This is a genomic window from Bradyrhizobium sp. SZCCHNRI1009 (genome assembly GCF_032487575.1).
Lineage (GTDB): Bacteria > Pseudomonadota > Alphaproteobacteria > Rhizobiales > Xanthobacteraceae > Bradyrhizobium.
On record NZ_JAUEUL010000003.1, the window covers coordinates 26,402 to 41,863 of the forward strand.

The window sequence follows — 15,462 nt, forward strand, 5'->3', positions numbered from 1 at the left end:
GGACTGCGATGATCATCCGCGATGCGACGGCTGACGATGCCGAGGCGGCCTGCGCCGTGCTGCGCACCTCCATATCCGAATTGTGCCTGGCGGATCACCGCGGCAGCCCTGATATCCTGGCGCGCTGGCTCGCCAACAAGACACCGCAGAACGTCGCGGCCTGGGCGGACGGGCGAGGGCGATCGTTGCTCGTCGCGGTCGAGGATGATGTGATTCTCGCCGTCGGCGGGCTCGCCCACCCCGGCGAGATCACGCTCAACTACGTGTCGCCGCGCGGACGCTTTCGCGGCATCAGCTCGGCTCTGCTGGCGGAGCTGGAGCGGCGGGCGGCCGCACTGGGCGCGCGTGACGTGGCCCTGCTGAGCACCGAGACCGCGCACCGATTCTATCTCGCCCGCGGCTACGCGGATGTCGGCATGCCCGCCGGCAAGTTCGGCACCGCGGCCTCCTATCCGATGAGCAAGACCCTCGTCACTGCGCCGTGAGTCGCGAGCCATGGTGAGACATCGAGGCCATGGCCGCGGATGCCTAACGAATAGGCGTCGGCGCGCCGATGTTTTGATCAGCGTCAGGTTCCATAACCAAAATCGGCGATCTTTGGTACACGAACGACCGCGATGACGCCAAAACGCGCTTGGCACGATTCGTGAGTGCAAGTCCCCTGCAACAGCAGAGGCGGCACGTTTGCACAGCGTTCGGATCGGCCTGATCATTCCTCAGCGCGGCTCGGCAGGGTTGTGGGCACCCTCCGCGGAAGCCTGTGGTCGGCTGGCCGTGACCGAGCTGAACCAGGCGGCCGGCATCCGCCGCCGGCAGGTCGAGCTGATCGTCGTCGACGCCGGCGCGACCGCCGCCAGCGCGGGCCGGGCTGCGGTGGAGGCGGTCGACGAGCTCGCCGTCGATGGCCTGATCGGCATGCTGCCGAGCTACGCGCGCGATCCCGTCGCGCAAGCCGCGCGCGGCCGCGTGCCGTTCGTCTACACGCCCCAGTTCGAGGGCCTGCCGGCGAACAGCGATGTGATGACCACGGGCGAGACCGCCGGCGAATTACTGGGGCCGGCGGTGCAGTGGCTCTCCGAGATCAAGCGCGCCCGGCGCTTCTTCCTGTGCGGCAACGACTACATCTGGCCGCGCTCGTCGCTCGGCATCGCCAGGCGCTTGATCGCGCGCTTCGGCGGGACCGTGACCGGCGAATGCTACGTGCCGGTCGGCGTCCACGATTTCGACGAGATGCTCGACCGCATCAAGACCACGCGCAGCGACGTGGTGCTGCCGGTCTTTCTCGGCTTCGACTGCATCGCCTTCAGCCGCGCCTTCTGCGCCGCCGGTCTCAGCCGTCACGTGCTGCGATTCTCGTCCGCCTTCGACGAGACCATCGTCTACGGGCTCGACAGCGGCGAGACCGAGAATGTCTATGTCGCCTCCAGCTATTTCGCCTCGCTGCGGTCGCGCAACAACGGCGCGTTTCTCGAGCGCTACTACACGGCCTTCGGTGACAATCCGCCGCCGCCGAACGGCTATGGCGAGTCCTGCTACGAAGGCATTCACGCGCTCGCCGCGCTGATCGAGCGCGCCGAGAGCTTCGACGCCCGCGATCTCAGGCGCGTCTTCGGGCGCACGCTGCAGCGGCGCACGGCGCGCGGCAACGAGGCGCAGCCGGTGGTTGGCGGGCGCCATCCGATCCATCTCGCCGAGCTGGATGGCTACGACTTCGCGGTCGTCGCCTCGCGCTGAGGCGCAGGGCGCGCTCCAAAAAACACTTGCCTTTTCAAATATTGTAATTTTAAACTTCTCGCGGATCATGAACCAGCATCATCAACCCATGGGGACCTTTATGACTCTCTCCCGACGTCGTTTCCTGCAACGCTCGGCCATCGCGACCTCGACATTGATCGCGGCACCCGCCGTGCTGCGCTCGGGTGCGCTCGCGGCCGAGAACCCGATCACGGTCGGCAGCCTGCACGACCAGTCCGGTCCCATCGGCACCTCCGGCACGCCGATGGTCTACGCGCTGCAGCTTGCCGTTGAGGAGATCAACGCCGCGGGCGGCCTGCTCGGGCGTCCCTTGAAGGTGATCCACTACGACACCCAGTCCAACATCCAGCTTTATTCGCAATACGCCCAGCAGCTGGCGGTGAAGGACAAGGTCGATGTCGTCCATGGCGGCATTACTTCGGCCTCGCGCGAGGCGATCCGCCCGACCTTCGACCGTTTCAAGGTGCTGTACTTCTACAACACGCTGTACGAAGGCGGCGTCTGCGACCGCAACACCTTCTGCACCGGCACGACGCCGGCGCAGACGGTGGAGAAGCTTGTGCCGAGCGCGATGAAGAAGTCCGGCAAGAAGGCCTACATCATCGCGGCCGACTACAATTACGGTCAGATCACCGCGAAGTGGATGACCAAATACTGCAAGGACAATGGCGGCGAGATCCTGGCGACAGACTTCTTCCCGCTCGACGTCACCAATTTCGGCTCCACCATCTCCAAGATCCAGGCGGCCAAGCCCGACCTCATCCTGTCGGCGCTGGTCGGCGGCAACCACACCGCGTTCTACCGGCAGTGGACCGCGGCCGGCATGAAGGGGAAGATCCCGATCGCCTCGACCACCTTTGGTCTCGTCAACGAGCCCTCGACATTGGATGCGGCGGAGAGCGATGGGGTCATCGGGGCCTACGGCTATTTCGAGGAGCTGACCACGCCGGCCTCCAAGAGCTTCGTCGAGAAGATCAAGAAGGCGCATCCGGATTCGCCTTACATCAGCGAGCTCGCCTCGTGCACCTATGAGGGCGTCATGCTCTGGGCTGAAGGCGTCAAGAAGGCCGGCAGCATCGACCGCATGAAGGTGATCGAGGCGCTCGAAAGCGGCCTCGTTTTCGACGGCCCGAGCGGCAAGGTCTCGCTGGACAAGCAGACCCATCACACCGTCCGCAACGCGTTCCTGGCCGAGGTGAAGGACCGCAAATGGTCGGTGCTCGAGACCTACACCGACGCCAAGCCCGCGGACACCGCGAGCGTCTGTGACCTCGTCAAGAACCCGAACGACGTCAAGCAGTACATCATCAATCTCTGACGCGTGCCGGGTCCCGCCATCCGGCGGGGCCCGGTTTCATTGGACTGCCCTGAAAGACCTGACGCATGGCGATCTACGTCATCCTCGCGCTGGATGTCCTCAACGGAATCTCATCGCTGTTCCTGCTCTGCCTGGGACTGGCGATCATCTTCGGCATGATGAAGATCATCAATCTCGCCCATGGCGAGTTCATCATGCTCGGCGCCTACGCCACCGTGATCTCGGCCAATGCCGGGGTGAACATCTGGATCGCGATGCTGATCATCGCGCCCCTGTTCGTCGGCATCGTCGGCCTCGTGATCGAGCGCTGCCTGATCCGGTTTCTCTACGGCCGCCTGGTCGATTCCATGCTCGCGACCTGGGGCCTCAGCCTCCTGATCATCGGCATCATCACCACGATCTACGGCAACACCCAGCAGGGCGTGCCGACGCCGCTCGGCGGCTTCTCGATCGGCTCGTACCAGTCGAGCTACTACACGCTGTTCCTTGCACTGATGGCGGCCGTCATGATGGCCATCATCTACGGCGTGATGCGCTACACCCGGTTCGGCCTGGTCGCCCGCGCCACGATGCAGAACCCGGCGATGGCGGCGACGCTCGGCGTCAACCCCGCCCGCGTCTACATGAGCACGTTCGCGCTCGGCGCCGCCGTGACCGGTCTCGCCGGCGGCCTGCTGGCGCCGGTGTCCGGCATCACGCCGGTGATGGGCGGCGCCTATGTCGCCAAGGCCTTCATGACGGTGGTTGGCGGCGGCGCGGCGATCCTGTCGGGCACGCTCTCGGCGGCGAGCCTGTTCGGCTCGGTCAACCAGATCGGCGCCTATTTCACCACGCCCGTCTATGGCGAGGTGATCGTCTTCACCACCGCGATCGTGCTCATCCGTCTGCTGCCGCAGGGCATCTCCGGGCGCTTCTTCAAGGGGAACCTGTGATGGACAAGCGCCTTCGCCTCGCTCTCCAGGCCGCGGGGACCGTCGTCGCCATTGGCGTGATCGCGATCATGCCGAGCGTGATCGAGTTGTTCGGCCTGATGCAACTGACGTTGTTCGCCGCGATGTCGGTTCTGGCGCTGAGCCTCGCCTTCATCTGGGGCTATGGCGGCATCCTGTCGTTCGGCCAAACCGCCTTCTTCGGCCTCGGCGGCTATGCCTACGCGATCGCTGCCGTCAACTTCCAGGACTCGACGCCGGCGATCCTGCTGGCGATCGCCGTGCCTGCGCTGTTCGCGGCGATCCTCGGCTACTTCATCTTCTTCGGCCGCATCTCGGACGTCTATCTCGGCGTCATCACGCTCACCGTCACCTTGATCCTGTTCAACTCGGTCAATTCGACCTCGGGCGACGCCTACAAGATCGGCAAGGCGCTGCTCGGCGGCTTCAACGGCATGCCGGCGGTGCCGACCTTCAACATGCCGTTCGATCCGTCGACCGTGCTGTCGCCCGAGCAGTCGTGGTGGACCACCGCCTACGTGCTGCTCGGCGTGTTCCTGCTGCTGCGGCTGCTGCTGGCGCTGCCGGCCGGGCGCATCATCGTCGCGGTGCGCGAGAACGAGGTGCGGGCGTCGCTGCTCGGGTACGATCCGCGGCTGGTGAAGTGCCTGACCTTCATCCTCGGCGGCGCCATCGCCGGTCTTGCCGGCGCGCTCTACGTCAACTGGGGCGCCTTCGTCAGCCCGACCATCTTCAGCCTGTCGCTGTCCGCCGAGATCATCATCTGGATCACGGTCGGCGGGCTCGGCACCTTGCTCGGGCCGATCATCGGCTGCGTCGTGATCGAGTACATCGTCGCCTATATCGGCTCGCAGCAGCTCCTGAACTCCAACCTCGTTCTCGGCGGCGTACTCGTGGTGTTCGTGCTGCTCCTGCCGAAGGGCATCTTCCCGACCGCGCGTGATCTGGTGATGCGGCTGATCCCGGACAAGAAGCCGAAGACCAATGGTCCGCCGGTCCCGTCAGCGGCGGCGCCGCATCCTGCAGGAGCCGAGTGACATGGCCGACCTCGTTCCTCTGCTCAAGGCCGAGCACCTGACGATGCGCTTCGGCGGCGTGGTCGCCAATGACGACATCACGTTCACCCTGCAGGAGATGGAGCTGCGCTGCCTGATCGGCCCAAACGGCGCCGGCAAGAGCACGTTCTTCAAGACGCTGACCGGACAACTGGTGCCGACGTCGGGCAGCATCGCGTTCCGCGGCATGCCGATCGCGGGAAAGCTGTCGCACGAGATCGCGCGCATGGGCATCGGCATCAAGACCCAGGTCCCGAACGTGTTCAACGGCCTCTCGGTGCGTGAGAACATCTGGATGGCGGTACGGCGCAAGGCAACGCCGCGGCAGCAGGGGCCGGCGGTCAATGCCGTGCTGGAGATGATCCGGCTGACCGACTACGCCGACAGTATCGTCGCGACCTTGTCGCACGGCCAGCGCCAATGGGTCGAGATCGGCATGGTGCTCGCCGCCGAGCCGGAGCTGATCCTGCTCGACGAGCCCGCCGCCGGCATGACCGACGAGGAGACCTTCCACACCGCCGCGATCATCCGCGAGATCAACCAGACCCGGGCCATCGTCGTGGTCGAGCACGACATGGAGTTCATCAAGCAGATTGCCAAGCGCGTGACCGTATTCCACCAGGGGCGCGTGCTGGTTGAGGACACCGTCGACAAGGTGCTCGCCGACCAGCGCGTGCGCGACGTCTATCTCGGCAAGAAGGTGGCGGCATGAGCGCGCTTCTCGAGGTCAAGGGGCTCAAGTCCGGCTATGGCCGGATTCCGATCCTGTTCGGCGTCGACCTGACGGTGGCCGACGGCGAATATCTCGGCATCCTCGGCCATAACGGCATGGGCAAGACCACGGCGCTGCGCACCTTGATGGGGCATCTGCCGACCACCGACGGCTCGGTGGTGTTCGCAGGCCGAGCCATCACGCATCTGAAGCCGCACGAGCGCTCTCGGCTCGGCATCGGCCTGGTGCCGCAGGGCCGCGAGATCTTTCCGGACCTGTCGGTCATGGAAAATCTGCGCATGGGGCTCGCTGCGGCGCCGAAGGAGGACCGCAGCGTCATCGATGCCGTGCTGCAGGATTTTCCGCGCCTGGTGCGGCTGCTCGACCGCCGCGGCGGCGCGCTGTCGGGCGGCGAGCAGCAATTGCTGGCACTGGCGCGCTGCCTGTGCACAAAGCCCAAGCTGATCCTGCTGGATGAGCCGACCGAAGGCATCCAGCCGTCGATCATCGAGGAGATCATCGAGACGCTGCTGGCGTTGAAGTCGCGCTGGAAGATGTCTTTGATCGTGGTCGAGCAGAACCTCGAATTCATCACGTCGTTATCGGATCGCATCCTGCACATCCAGAAGGGGCGTATCACCGAGGAACTCGACCGTGAGACTCTCCTGGCCCGGGAAGGTCAGATGATCCCGAGCTAGAGCCCGTACCGGCGCGCGCGCGCCGGCCCATTGAACTGACAATTTGCTGTCTCTGCCCAGCTTGTCCTCACAAGAAAGGATGACTCATGTCCATCAAACGCCCGAATGCCGAGGAAGTTGCCGATCTCGCCGCCAGCCTGCACATGAACATGACGGTCGAGGAGGCCGCCGAATATCTGTCGCTGATGGGCGGCATGTTCGACCAGTACGACATCATCGATGAGCTGCCGAACCCGCTGCCGCCGGTGAAATATCCGCGCACGCCGGGCGCCAAGCCGATGCCTAAGGAGAACAAGTACAACGCCTGGGCGATCAAGACCGAGGTGAAGGGTGCGTCGTCCGGCAAGCTCGCCGGCCGCACGGTGGTGCTGAAGGACAACGTCGCGCTCGCCGGCGTGCCGATGATGAACGGCTCGACCACGCTGGAAGGCTTCATTCCCGCAGCCGACGCCACCATTGTCTCCCGCATCCTCGATGCCGGCGGCACCATCGTCGGCAAGGCCGTCTGCGAGCACTTCTGCCTGTCCGGCGGCAGCCATACCTCCAATCCCGCGCCGGTGCACAATCCCTGGAAGATGGGCTATTCGGCCGGCGGCTCGTCCTCGGGCAGCGCTGCGCTGGTGGCGGCCGGCGAGGTCGACATGTCGATCGGTGGCGACCAGGGCGGCTCGATCCGCATTCCCGCGTCCTATTGCGGCATCTACGGCATGAAGGCGACGCACGGTCTCGTGCCCTACACCGGCGTCATGCCGATCGAGTCGACGATCGACCACACCGGGCCGATGACCAAGTCGGTCGCCGACAACGCGCTGCTGCTCGAAGTGCTGGCCGGTGCCGACGGCCTCGATCCGCGGCAATATGCGCCGAAGGTCTCGGCCTACACCGAGGCGCTCGGCAAGGGCGTCAAGGGCCTCAAGATCGGCGTGCTCAAGGAAGGCTTCAGCGCGCCGAACATGGAAGAGGGCGTGGTCAGCAAGGTCAAGGCCGGCGCGGAGCGCTTCGCCAAGATGGGCGCGAGCGTGTCGGAGGTCTCGATCCCCGAGCACATGCATGCGCTGGCGGCGTGGAATCCGATCACGCTGGAAGGCTTCCTGGTGCAGATGATGCTCGGCAACGGCATGGGCTTCAACTGGAAGGGCCTCTACGACGTCGGCCTGCTCGACGCGCATTCCGGCTGGCGCACGCGCGCTGACGATTTGTCGGTGACGTTGAAGCTGACCATGCTGGTCGGGCAGTGGGGCCTCGAGCACTACCGCGGCCGCTACTACGCCAAGTCGCGCAACATCGCGATCCAGGCGAAGGCGGCCTATGACGCGATGTTCGGCTCCTACGACCTCTTGCTGATGCCGACCCTGCCGTGCGTCGCCACGCCGATCCCGGCCAAGGACGCGCCGCTCGCCGAGGTGGTGCAGCGCGCCTTCGAGATGACCGCGACGACGAGCCCGTTCGACGTCACCGGTCATCCCGCGATGACCGTGCCGTGCGGCCTCTCGGATGGCCTGCCGGTCGGCCTGATGCTGATCGGCAAGGACTACGCCGAGTCCACGATCTACCAGGCGGCGGCGGCGTTCGAGGCCGACGGCGACTGGAAGACCTTCTGATGATCACCATCACCGCGGTCATCAGGGCCAAGGCGGGACAAGAGGCCACGATGCGCGACGCCCTCGTCGCCGTCGCGGCCCATGTCGCGGCCAACGAACCGGAGACGATCGGGTTCTTCATCTCGCAGAGCGAGACCGAGCCCGGTCTGTTCACCACCTATGAGCGCTTCGCCGACAAGGCCGCGATGGACCGCCACAACGGCTCCGCCGCGGTGGCGACCTTCTTCGGCATCGCCAAGCCGATCCTCGACGGCGAGGTCATTCTCGTGACCTCGCAGGAGGTCTCGGCGACGATGCGGTAGGGCGCGGCGAGAGATGACCACACCAACCGTTCTTCGAGATGCCCGCCAAGGGCGGGCTCCTCTCGACGAGGGCTTCGGGTTTGGCCGGATGAAAGTCTTCGGCCAAAGCGAGCCTCATGCAAAATCGTACGGGGCTTGCGGCCACACCGCATGCAAGTCCCGCTCTCTATCTCGATCCTCATGGTGAGAAGCCCGTCCTTTGGCGGGCGTCTCGAACCATGAGGCCCCAAACGACGAGCGCAGAACAACAAGAGGAACATCGCCGATGCTCCGTCTGCACGGCATCCTGGGACGCGCGAGCGACAAGGCTTATGCCGGCCGCATCCACGCGCTGGAGCATCGCGGTGGCATCGAGTTGCTGTTCGTGCCGCCGGAGGATGCCGGCCGCAAGCGCTTCCGCCTGACCACCGATCGCGGCACCGACTGCGCCGTCAGCCTGGATCGCGACGAGGAGCTGGTCGACGGCGCGCTGCTGCATCTCGACTCCGATCGCGCCATCATCGCACGTTTTGGCGAGCAGCATGTGCTGCGCCTCAAGGCGCGTGACGAGGCCAGCGCGCTCAAGCTCGGTTGGCATGCCGGCAATCTGCACTGGCGCGTCCGCTTCGAGGGCGACAGCCTCGTCGTACTGCTCGACGCCCCGATCGAGACCTACCGTGCGCGGATCAAGCCGCTGCTCGACGCCGGCGAAGTCGTGGAGCGCGCGCATGTTTGACCGCGGCGAGACGCTGGCCCTGCTGCAACTCGGCGACAGCGCCTTTCCCGCCGGCGGCTTTGCCTTCTCTTGGGGCATCGAAGGCCTCGCCGCCGATGGCCTGCTGTCCGACCGCAGCGATCTCGACGGCGTCATTGCCGATCACCTTGCGCAGCGCTGGGCCACGATGGATCGCATCCTGCTGCGGCGCGCCTGGCACGCTGGCGATACCGCGGCGATGGTAGCCGTGGATCGCCTCGCCGAGGCCACGACGCCGTCGGCCGAGATGCGCGAGGGCTCGCGGCGTGCGGGCAGGGCGTTGCTCGGCGTCTGGGTCAAGCTTGCAGGCCCCTTGTCCGTGTCCTACCGCGCGCGCGTCTCGGCCGATCCGAGACTTGGACACCTCGCCGTGGTGCAGGCGATCGCCGGCCGTGATGCCGGCCTGAGCCTCGATGCCGCCGAGCTCGTCTCCGGCTGGACCCTCATCACTGGCCTCGTCAGCGCCGCGGTGCGGCTCGGCCTGATCGGCCACATCGACTCGCAGCAGAGCCTGGCGCGCGCCCGCGCACGGCTCGGCGATCTGCTCAACGGCACACCCGACGACGACGCGATGCCGTCGAGCTTCACGCCCTTCATCGATATCGCCGTGTCGCGCGGGCCGTTGCGGCATGTGCGCATGTTCACGACCTGAGGTGCCGCGCCATGATGAACCTGTCGCCGACCGAGCTGGATCGTCTCGTGATCTTCAACGCCGCGCAGATGGCGCGGCGCAATCGCTTGCTGGGCATCAAGCTGAGCCATCCCGAGGCGGTCGCCTACATCACCGATGAGGTGATGACCGCGGCGCGGCGCAATCGGCCCTATGCCGAGATCCGCGACATGGCCGGCCGGTTGCTGACCACCGATGACGTCGAGCCCGGCGTCGCGCAGATGATCCCGATGCTCTATATCGAGCTGATGTTTGCCGAGGGCACCAAGGTGATGGCGCTGTTCGAGCCGATCCAGCCGGCCGAAGGCGCAGCCGCCGAGGAGATCGTACCCGGCGAGATCATCGCCGGCGGCGACGACATCGCGATGTTCACGGAGCTGCCGGCGGTCACCATCGACGTCGTCAACACCGGCGACCGCGACATCCAGGTGCGCAGCCACACCCACTTCTTCGAGGTCAATCGCGCGCTGCGCTTCGACCGCGCCGCCGCCTGGGGCATGAAGATCGACCGCCCCGCGGGGCTCGGCATGCGCTTCGAACCGGGGATCTTCAAATCGGTGCGGCTGGTGCCGATCACCGGCGACCGGATCGTGCGCGGCCAGGCCGGGCTGGTCAATGGTCCGCTCGATGCGCCCGGCGCGCGCGACGCCGCGCTGAAGCTCGCGCAATCGCGTGGCTATCTCGGAGCCTAGGTCATGGCAACACTGACACGGCAAGCGTATGCCGAGCTTTACGGTCCCACGAAAGGCGATCTCGTCCGGCTCGCCGACACCAGCCTGCTCGCCGAGATCGAGCACGACTACACGAGTTACGGACATGAGCTGCTGGTCGGCGCCGGCAAGAACATCCGCGACGGCGAGGCCGTCGCGGCGCACCGGACGTCCACTCACAAGGCCCTCGACGTCGTCGTCAAGAACGCGACCATCGTCGACGCCGTGATCGGCATCGTGAAGGCCGACATCGGCATCCGCGACGGCCGCATCGTCGGCATCGGCAAGGCCGGCAATCCCGACATCATGCCCGACGTGCATCCGGACATGGTGGTCGGTCACACCACCGCGCCGATCGCCGGCGGGCCGTTCATCGTCACCGCCGGCGCGATCGAAAGCCACGCGCATCTGATCTCGCCGGAGCAGTCGGACCACGCGCTGGCCGGCGGCACCACCACGATGATCGGCAACGGCTCAGGGCCGGTGTTCGACGTCGGCTCGGGCTCGGGGCCGAATTTCGGGCACTTCCTGAAATCGATCGAATTCTCGCCGCTGAACTACGCGCTGTTCGGCCGCGGCGGCTCCAATCCGGAAGCGGTCGAGGAGGCGGTCGCGGCCGGCGGCATGTCGGTCAAGATCCACGAGGACTTTGGCGCGGCGCCCGACGTCATCGACAAGAGCCTGATCGCGGCTGACCGCAACGATTTCGCCGTGCACCTGCACACGGATTCAATCAACGAGTACGGCTTCTGCGAGGATACGATGGCCGCGGTCGATGGCCGCACCATCCACATGTATCACGTCGAGGGTGCCGGCGGCGGCCATGCGCCCGACCTGCTCAAGGTGGTGTCCTGGCCCAACGTCATCCCGTCCTCGACCAACCCGACCAATCCCTACACCTCCTATGGGATGGAGGAGGGCGTGCCGATGACGATGATCTGTCATCAGCTCAACTACAATGCGCCGGAGGATGTCATGTTCGGCGAGGCGCGGGTGCGCGCGCAGTCGATGGCGGCGGAGGATTTCCTGCACGACATGGGCGCGATCTCGATCTTCGGCACGGATACGCAGGGCATGGGCCGGCTCGCCGAGAACGTCGCCAAATGCTGGCAGCTTGCGAGCGTGATGAAGGACCGCATCGGCCGGCTGCCGGAGGAGACAACTGTTCGGGCCGACAATGAGCGCATCAAGCGCTATATCGCCAAGCTCACGATCAATCCGGCCATTGCCGTCGGCATCGATCATGTCGTCGGCTCCATCGAGGTCGGCAAGATGGCCGATCTCGTGCTGTGGCCGCGCGCCTCGTTCGGGCTGAAGCCCTACATGGTGATCAAGAACGGCTTTCCGGTCTGGGCCGCGATGGGCGACGGCAATGGCAGCCTCGGGCTGTCGGAGCCGATGATCCAGAAGCGGATGTGGGGCGCGCTTGGCGCAGCGCCGCAGCGTCTCGGCGTCAACTTCATGTCGAAGCTCGCGGTCGACGCCGGCATCCGCGGCAGGCTCGGGCTCGGCCGCGAGACGGTGCAGATCAAGAACGTGCGCCGCCTGCGCAAGACCGACATGGTCCGCAACGCGGCGATGCCGCATGTCGAGGTCGATCCGCAGACCTTCGAGGTCCGCGCCGACGGCAAGCTCTTGATGTGTCCGCCCGCGACAACCGTGCCGCTCGCGAGGAGGTTCATGCTGCGATGAGCCGTCTCGCTCTCACCCGCGCCGATGCGCCGATGACGGCCGCGCGCGTTGGCATCGGCGGCCCCGTCGGCTCCGGCAAGACCGCGTTGGTCGAGCAGCTGATCCCGGCGCTGCAGGCGCGCGGCATCGACATCGCCGTCATCACCAACGATCTCGTCACCGCCGAAGATGCCGAGCGCGTGCGGCGCTCCGGCCTGATCGACCCCGAGCGGGTCTCGGCGGTGGAGGCCGGCGCCTGTCCGCACACGGTGATCCGCGAGGATCCGACGCTCAACATCGAGGCCGCCGACGAGTTGGAGCGGCGCTTTCCCGGCGTCGAGCTGATCCTGCTGGAGAGCGGCGGCGACAATCTCGCCTCGACCTTCTCGCGCGACCTCACCGATTTCTGGATGTTCGTGATCGACGTCGCCGGCGGCGACGACATCCCGCGCAAGCGCGGCCCCGGCGTCATCCGCGCCGATCTCCTGGTCATCAACAAGGTCGATCTCGCCCCTCATGTCGGCGTCGATCTCGCACGCATGCAGCGCGAGGCCGCCGCTGTGCGCGACGGCCGGCCGGTGCTCTTGACCAACTGCCGGCGCGGTGAGGGCGTTGAAGCGATCGTCGACCTGCTCGAGCGCGAGGTGCTGTTCCGCACGTGAGCGCTTCAGCCCCAGAGCCGCCGCGGCTCGATCTCTCCTTCGCCCGCCGCGGCGGCCGCACCGTGATCGATCGCCGGCTGTTTGCCTGGCCGTTCGTGCTGACGCGCAGCTTCCACACCGATGCCGCGCGGCCGGATTGCCTCAGCGTGATCCTGCAGACCGGCAGTGGCGCCGTGCACGGCGAGGACCGGTTGACGCAGCGCTTCACGCTTGGCCCCGGTGCAGCCGTCTGCGTGATGACGCAGGGCGCCACGTCGGTGCATCGCGCCGAGCCCGGCGCGCGCGCCGTGGAGCAGGTGCTGCTGCATGTCGCGACCGGCGCCAGGCTCGACTATCGGCCGGAGCCGCGTATTCTGTTTCCCGGGGCGGCCCTGTGCCAGGTGCTCGACCTGAACTGCGCCGCCGATGCATCGGCGCTGGTGACCGACGCCTTCACGATGCATGACCCGGACGGGCAAGGACGCTTGTTCCGCGAGCTCGACTCCGCGCTCGTCGTGCGCCGGACGGGCGAGGAGCCGCTCCTCATCGACCGTATGCATCTGAGCGATCCTGATGTCGCGGTCTTCAACGGTCATCGCGCGTTCGGCTCGGCCGTTCTGATGCTGCCGCCGACGAACGATCTCGCCGCGCTCCGCCAGCGTCTCGCCGATGCGCTGTCCTGCATCGACGGCCTCTACGCCGCGGCGAGCCTGCTGCCGGAGAGCGCCGGTCTCGGCGTGCGCCTCGCGGGCCGCCAGATGCGCCACCTGCGCACCGGAGTCGACGCGATCGCCGCGATCTATCGCGAGGCGGCGGCTCAGGCCCCGAGCGCGGCGGCGACGGCGCGGCCGACCGCTGCGTGAACCGCGTTGCGCTTGTCGTCGCTGGCCTTGGTCTCGGTGAGATAGCTGCTCACGAGGACCGGCGCGCGCCCTGTCGGCCAGATCACGGCGACATCGTTGCTGCTGCCGTTGTCGCCCGCGCCGGTCTTGTCGCCGATGCGCCATTCGCCGGGCAGGCCGGCGCGCAGCTTGGCGCCACCGGTCTTGCAGGCGATCAGCCAGCCATTCAGGACATCGCGCGACGCCGCCGACAGCGCAGTGCCGGTGGTCAGCTTCGCCAAGGTCTGGGCCATCGCCGCGGGCGTGGTGGTGTCCCTCGGATCGCCGGGCACGCTTTCATTGAGCGCGGGCTCGATGCGGTCGAGCCGGGTGATGGCGTCGCCGAAGCCGCGGATGGCGCGGGTCAAGCCGGCGGGGCCGCCGAGCGTCGCCAGCAGCAGATTCGCCGCGGTGTTGTCGCTGAGCGTCACGGTCGCCTCGCACAATTCGCCGACCGACAGGCCCGACGTCCCCACATAGGCCTTGGTGACCGGCGCATAGGACAGGATGTCTCCTTGCGCGATCGGAATGCGGCGTGCCAGCTGCTCGGTGCCGGAATCGACCTTGGTGAGGATCGCGCCCGCCAGCAGCGCCTTGAAGGTGCTGCACATCGGGAATCGATCGTCGAGCCGATGGCCGCCGAGCGCGCCGCTCGCGGTGTCCAGCAGGGCCACGCCGAGCCGCCCGCCGCTGTCGGCTTCAATGCCGGCGATTGTCACCTGCAGGTCGGCGGCGAGCGCCGGCTTCGCCACCAGCAGCGGCACAAGTGCGAGCGGAAACAATTGCCGCCGTGTGTAGATCGTCATCGACTGTCCTCGAGTTATGCCGTCTCGAGATCGAAATCGGCCCACACCGGCACGTGATCCGACGGCTTCTCCCAGGCCCTGACATAGCTGTCGATGCCGACCTCGACCAGCCGGTCGCTGGCTTGCGGCGACAGCAGCAGGTGATCGATCCGGATCCCCATGTTCTTCTGCCAGGCGCCGGCCTGATAGTCCCAGAACGTGTACTGCCCCGGCGCGTCGGTGACGGCGCGCAGCGCGTCGGTGAGCCCGAGGCCGAGCAGCGACTGGAAGCTCTCCCGCGTCTCGGGACGGAATAGCGCGTCCTCGACCCAGGCCTCGGGGTTGGAGACGTCGTCGGCGGCGGGGATCACGTTGAAGTCACCTGCGAGGATCAGCGGCTCCTCGGTCTTCAGCCGTTCACGCGCATAGTCACGAAGCCGCGACATCCATTTGAGCTTGTAGGGATATTTTTCCGTGTTCGGCGGGTTGCCGTTGGGCAGATAGAGGCAGGCGATGCGCACCACCCCGCTCTTGAGGCTGACCACGCCCTCCAGGAAGCGCGCATGCACGTCCTCGGCGTCGCCATCCAGACCCGATTTGGTTTCATCGAACGGCAGCTTCGACAGCAGCGCGACACCGTTGAAGGTCTTCTGACCGTGGGTCACGACGTTGTAGCCGAGCGCCTCGATCTCCAACCGCGGGAATGCGTCGTCCGTGCACTTGATTTCCTGCAGGCAGACGATGTCCGGGGAGCATTCCTTGAGCCAGGTCAGGAGGTGATCGATCCGCTGCCGGACCGAATTGACGTTCCAAGTGGCGATACGCATGGCCTGAGGTTCCCGGGGGGAAAGAGAAACGGCCCCGGTTAGATCAAGCCGCGACCACTCCGGTCAAGGCGAATGGCGTGGGAATCACAGGCGTCGCAACAATGCCATGCACGGTGCGGCATGGTCGGGGGCGCGCGCTGCGCGTATTCATGC

At 66.5% G+C, this 15,462-nt stretch carries 17 protein-coding genes; 15 read left to right on the forward strand and 2 right to left on the reverse strand.

Annotated features, from left to right (window positions below; genetic code table 11):
- Positions 1-8: 8 nt before the first annotated feature.
- The 15 genes from QX010_RS07045 (at position 9) to QX010_RS07115 (ending at position 13,679) form a co-directional block, all read left to right on the forward strand.
- Positions 9-485, forward strand: coding sequence for a GNAT family N-acetyltransferase (locus tag QX010_RS07045; RefSeq protein ID WP_316178515.1), 477 nt, complete (start codon positions 9-11; stop codon positions 483-485).
- A 199-nt stretch (positions 486-684) separates the two neighbouring features.
- On the forward strand, positions 685-1,734 hold the full coding sequence (locus QX010_RS07050; RefSeq protein ID WP_316178517.1) for a substrate-binding domain-containing protein: 1,050 nt from the start codon (positions 685-687) through the stop codon (positions 1,732-1,734).
- Between the two features lie 100 nt (positions 1,735-1,834).
- On the forward strand, positions 1,835-3,073 hold the full coding sequence (locus QX010_RS07055; RefSeq protein WP_315799792.1) for an ABC transporter substrate-binding protein: 1,239 nt from the start codon (positions 1,835-1,837) through the stop codon (positions 3,071-3,073).
- Between the two features lie 65 nt (positions 3,074-3,138).
- Entirely contained in the window at positions 3,139-4,005 is an 867-nt protein-coding gene (locus QX010_RS07060) for an ABC transporter permease subunit (RefSeq protein ID WP_315711674.1), read from the forward strand.
- Positions 4,005-5,060, forward strand: coding sequence for a branched-chain amino acid ABC transporter permease (locus QX010_RS07065; RefSeq protein ID WP_315799793.1), 1,056 nt, complete (start codon positions 4,005-4,007; stop codon positions 5,058-5,060). The genes QX010_RS07060 and QX010_RS07065 overlap by 1 nt, the downstream gene beginning before the upstream one ends.
- 1 nt (position 5,061) lies before the next feature.
- Positions 5,062-5,790: an ATP-binding cassette domain-containing protein gene (locus tag QX010_RS07070; protein ID WP_315711676.1), complete on the forward strand. Its 729-nt coding sequence runs from the start codon at positions 5,062-5,064 to the stop codon at positions 5,788-5,790.
- Positions 5,787-6,488, forward strand: coding sequence for an ABC transporter ATP-binding protein (locus QX010_RS07075; RefSeq protein WP_316178519.1), 702 nt, complete (start codon positions 5,787-5,789; stop codon positions 6,486-6,488). The genes QX010_RS07070 and QX010_RS07075 overlap by 4 nt, the downstream gene beginning before the upstream one ends.
- A gap of 86 nt (positions 6,489-6,574) precedes the next feature.
- The gene (locus QX010_RS07080; protein ID WP_316178521.1) at positions 6,575-8,089 is read left to right on the forward strand and encodes an amidase; all 1,515 of its coding nucleotides are present in this window, start codon (positions 6,575-6,577) and stop codon (positions 8,087-8,089) included.
- Entirely contained in the window at positions 8,089-8,391 is a 303-nt protein-coding gene (locus QX010_RS07085; RefSeq protein ID WP_315799796.1) for a putative quinol monooxygenase, read from the forward strand. The genes QX010_RS07080 and QX010_RS07085 overlap by 1 nt, the downstream gene beginning before the upstream one ends.
- A gap of 265 nt (positions 8,392-8,656) precedes the next feature.
- Positions 8,657-9,106, forward strand: a complete 450-nt coding sequence (gene ureE, locus QX010_RS07090; protein ID WP_316178523.1) for an urease accessory protein UreE — start codon at positions 8,657-8,659, stop codon at positions 9,104-9,106.
- Positions 9,099-9,776 carry an urease accessory protein UreF gene (locus QX010_RS07095; protein WP_316178525.1) on the forward strand — a complete coding sequence of 226 codons (678 nt, stop codon included), beginning with the start codon at positions 9,099-9,101 and terminating at the stop codon, positions 9,774-9,776. The genes ureE and QX010_RS07095 overlap by 8 nt, the downstream gene beginning before the upstream one ends.
- A gap of 11 nt (positions 9,777-9,787) precedes the next feature.
- Positions 9,788-10,486: an urease subunit beta gene (ureB, locus tag QX010_RS07100; protein WP_316178527.1), complete on the forward strand. Its 699-nt coding sequence runs from the start codon at positions 9,788-9,790 to the stop codon at positions 10,484-10,486.
- A 3-nt stretch (positions 10,487-10,489) separates the two neighbouring features.
- Positions 10,490-12,196: an urease subunit alpha gene (gene ureC / locus QX010_RS07105; protein ID WP_316178529.1), complete on the forward strand. Its 1,707-nt coding sequence runs from the start codon at positions 10,490-10,492 to the stop codon at positions 12,194-12,196.
- Entirely contained in the window at positions 12,193-12,837 is a 645-nt protein-coding gene (gene ureG, locus QX010_RS07110; protein WP_316178531.1) for an urease accessory protein UreG, read from the forward strand. The genes ureC and ureG overlap by 4 nt, the downstream gene beginning before the upstream one ends.
- Positions 12,834-13,679, forward strand: a complete 846-nt coding sequence (locus tag QX010_RS07115; protein WP_316178533.1) for an urease accessory protein UreD — start codon at positions 12,834-12,836, stop codon at positions 13,677-13,679. Before ureG ends, QX010_RS07115 begins: the two co-directional genes overlap by 4 nt.
- On the opposite strand, the gene bla is transcribed toward QX010_RS07115, so the two are convergent.
- A complete protein-coding gene (bla, locus tag QX010_RS07120) occupies positions 13,634-14,503 on the reverse strand; it encodes a class A beta-lactamase (protein WP_316178535.1) in 870 nt (289 codons plus the stop codon). The genes QX010_RS07115 and bla overlap by 46 nt on opposite strands.
- 14 nt (positions 14,504-14,517) lie before the next feature.
- On the reverse strand, positions 14,518-15,309 hold the full coding sequence (gene xth, locus QX010_RS07125; protein WP_316178537.1) for an exodeoxyribonuclease III: 792 nt from the start codon (positions 15,307-15,309) through the stop codon (positions 14,518-14,520).
- Between the last annotated feature and the right edge of the window lie 153 nt (positions 15,310-15,462).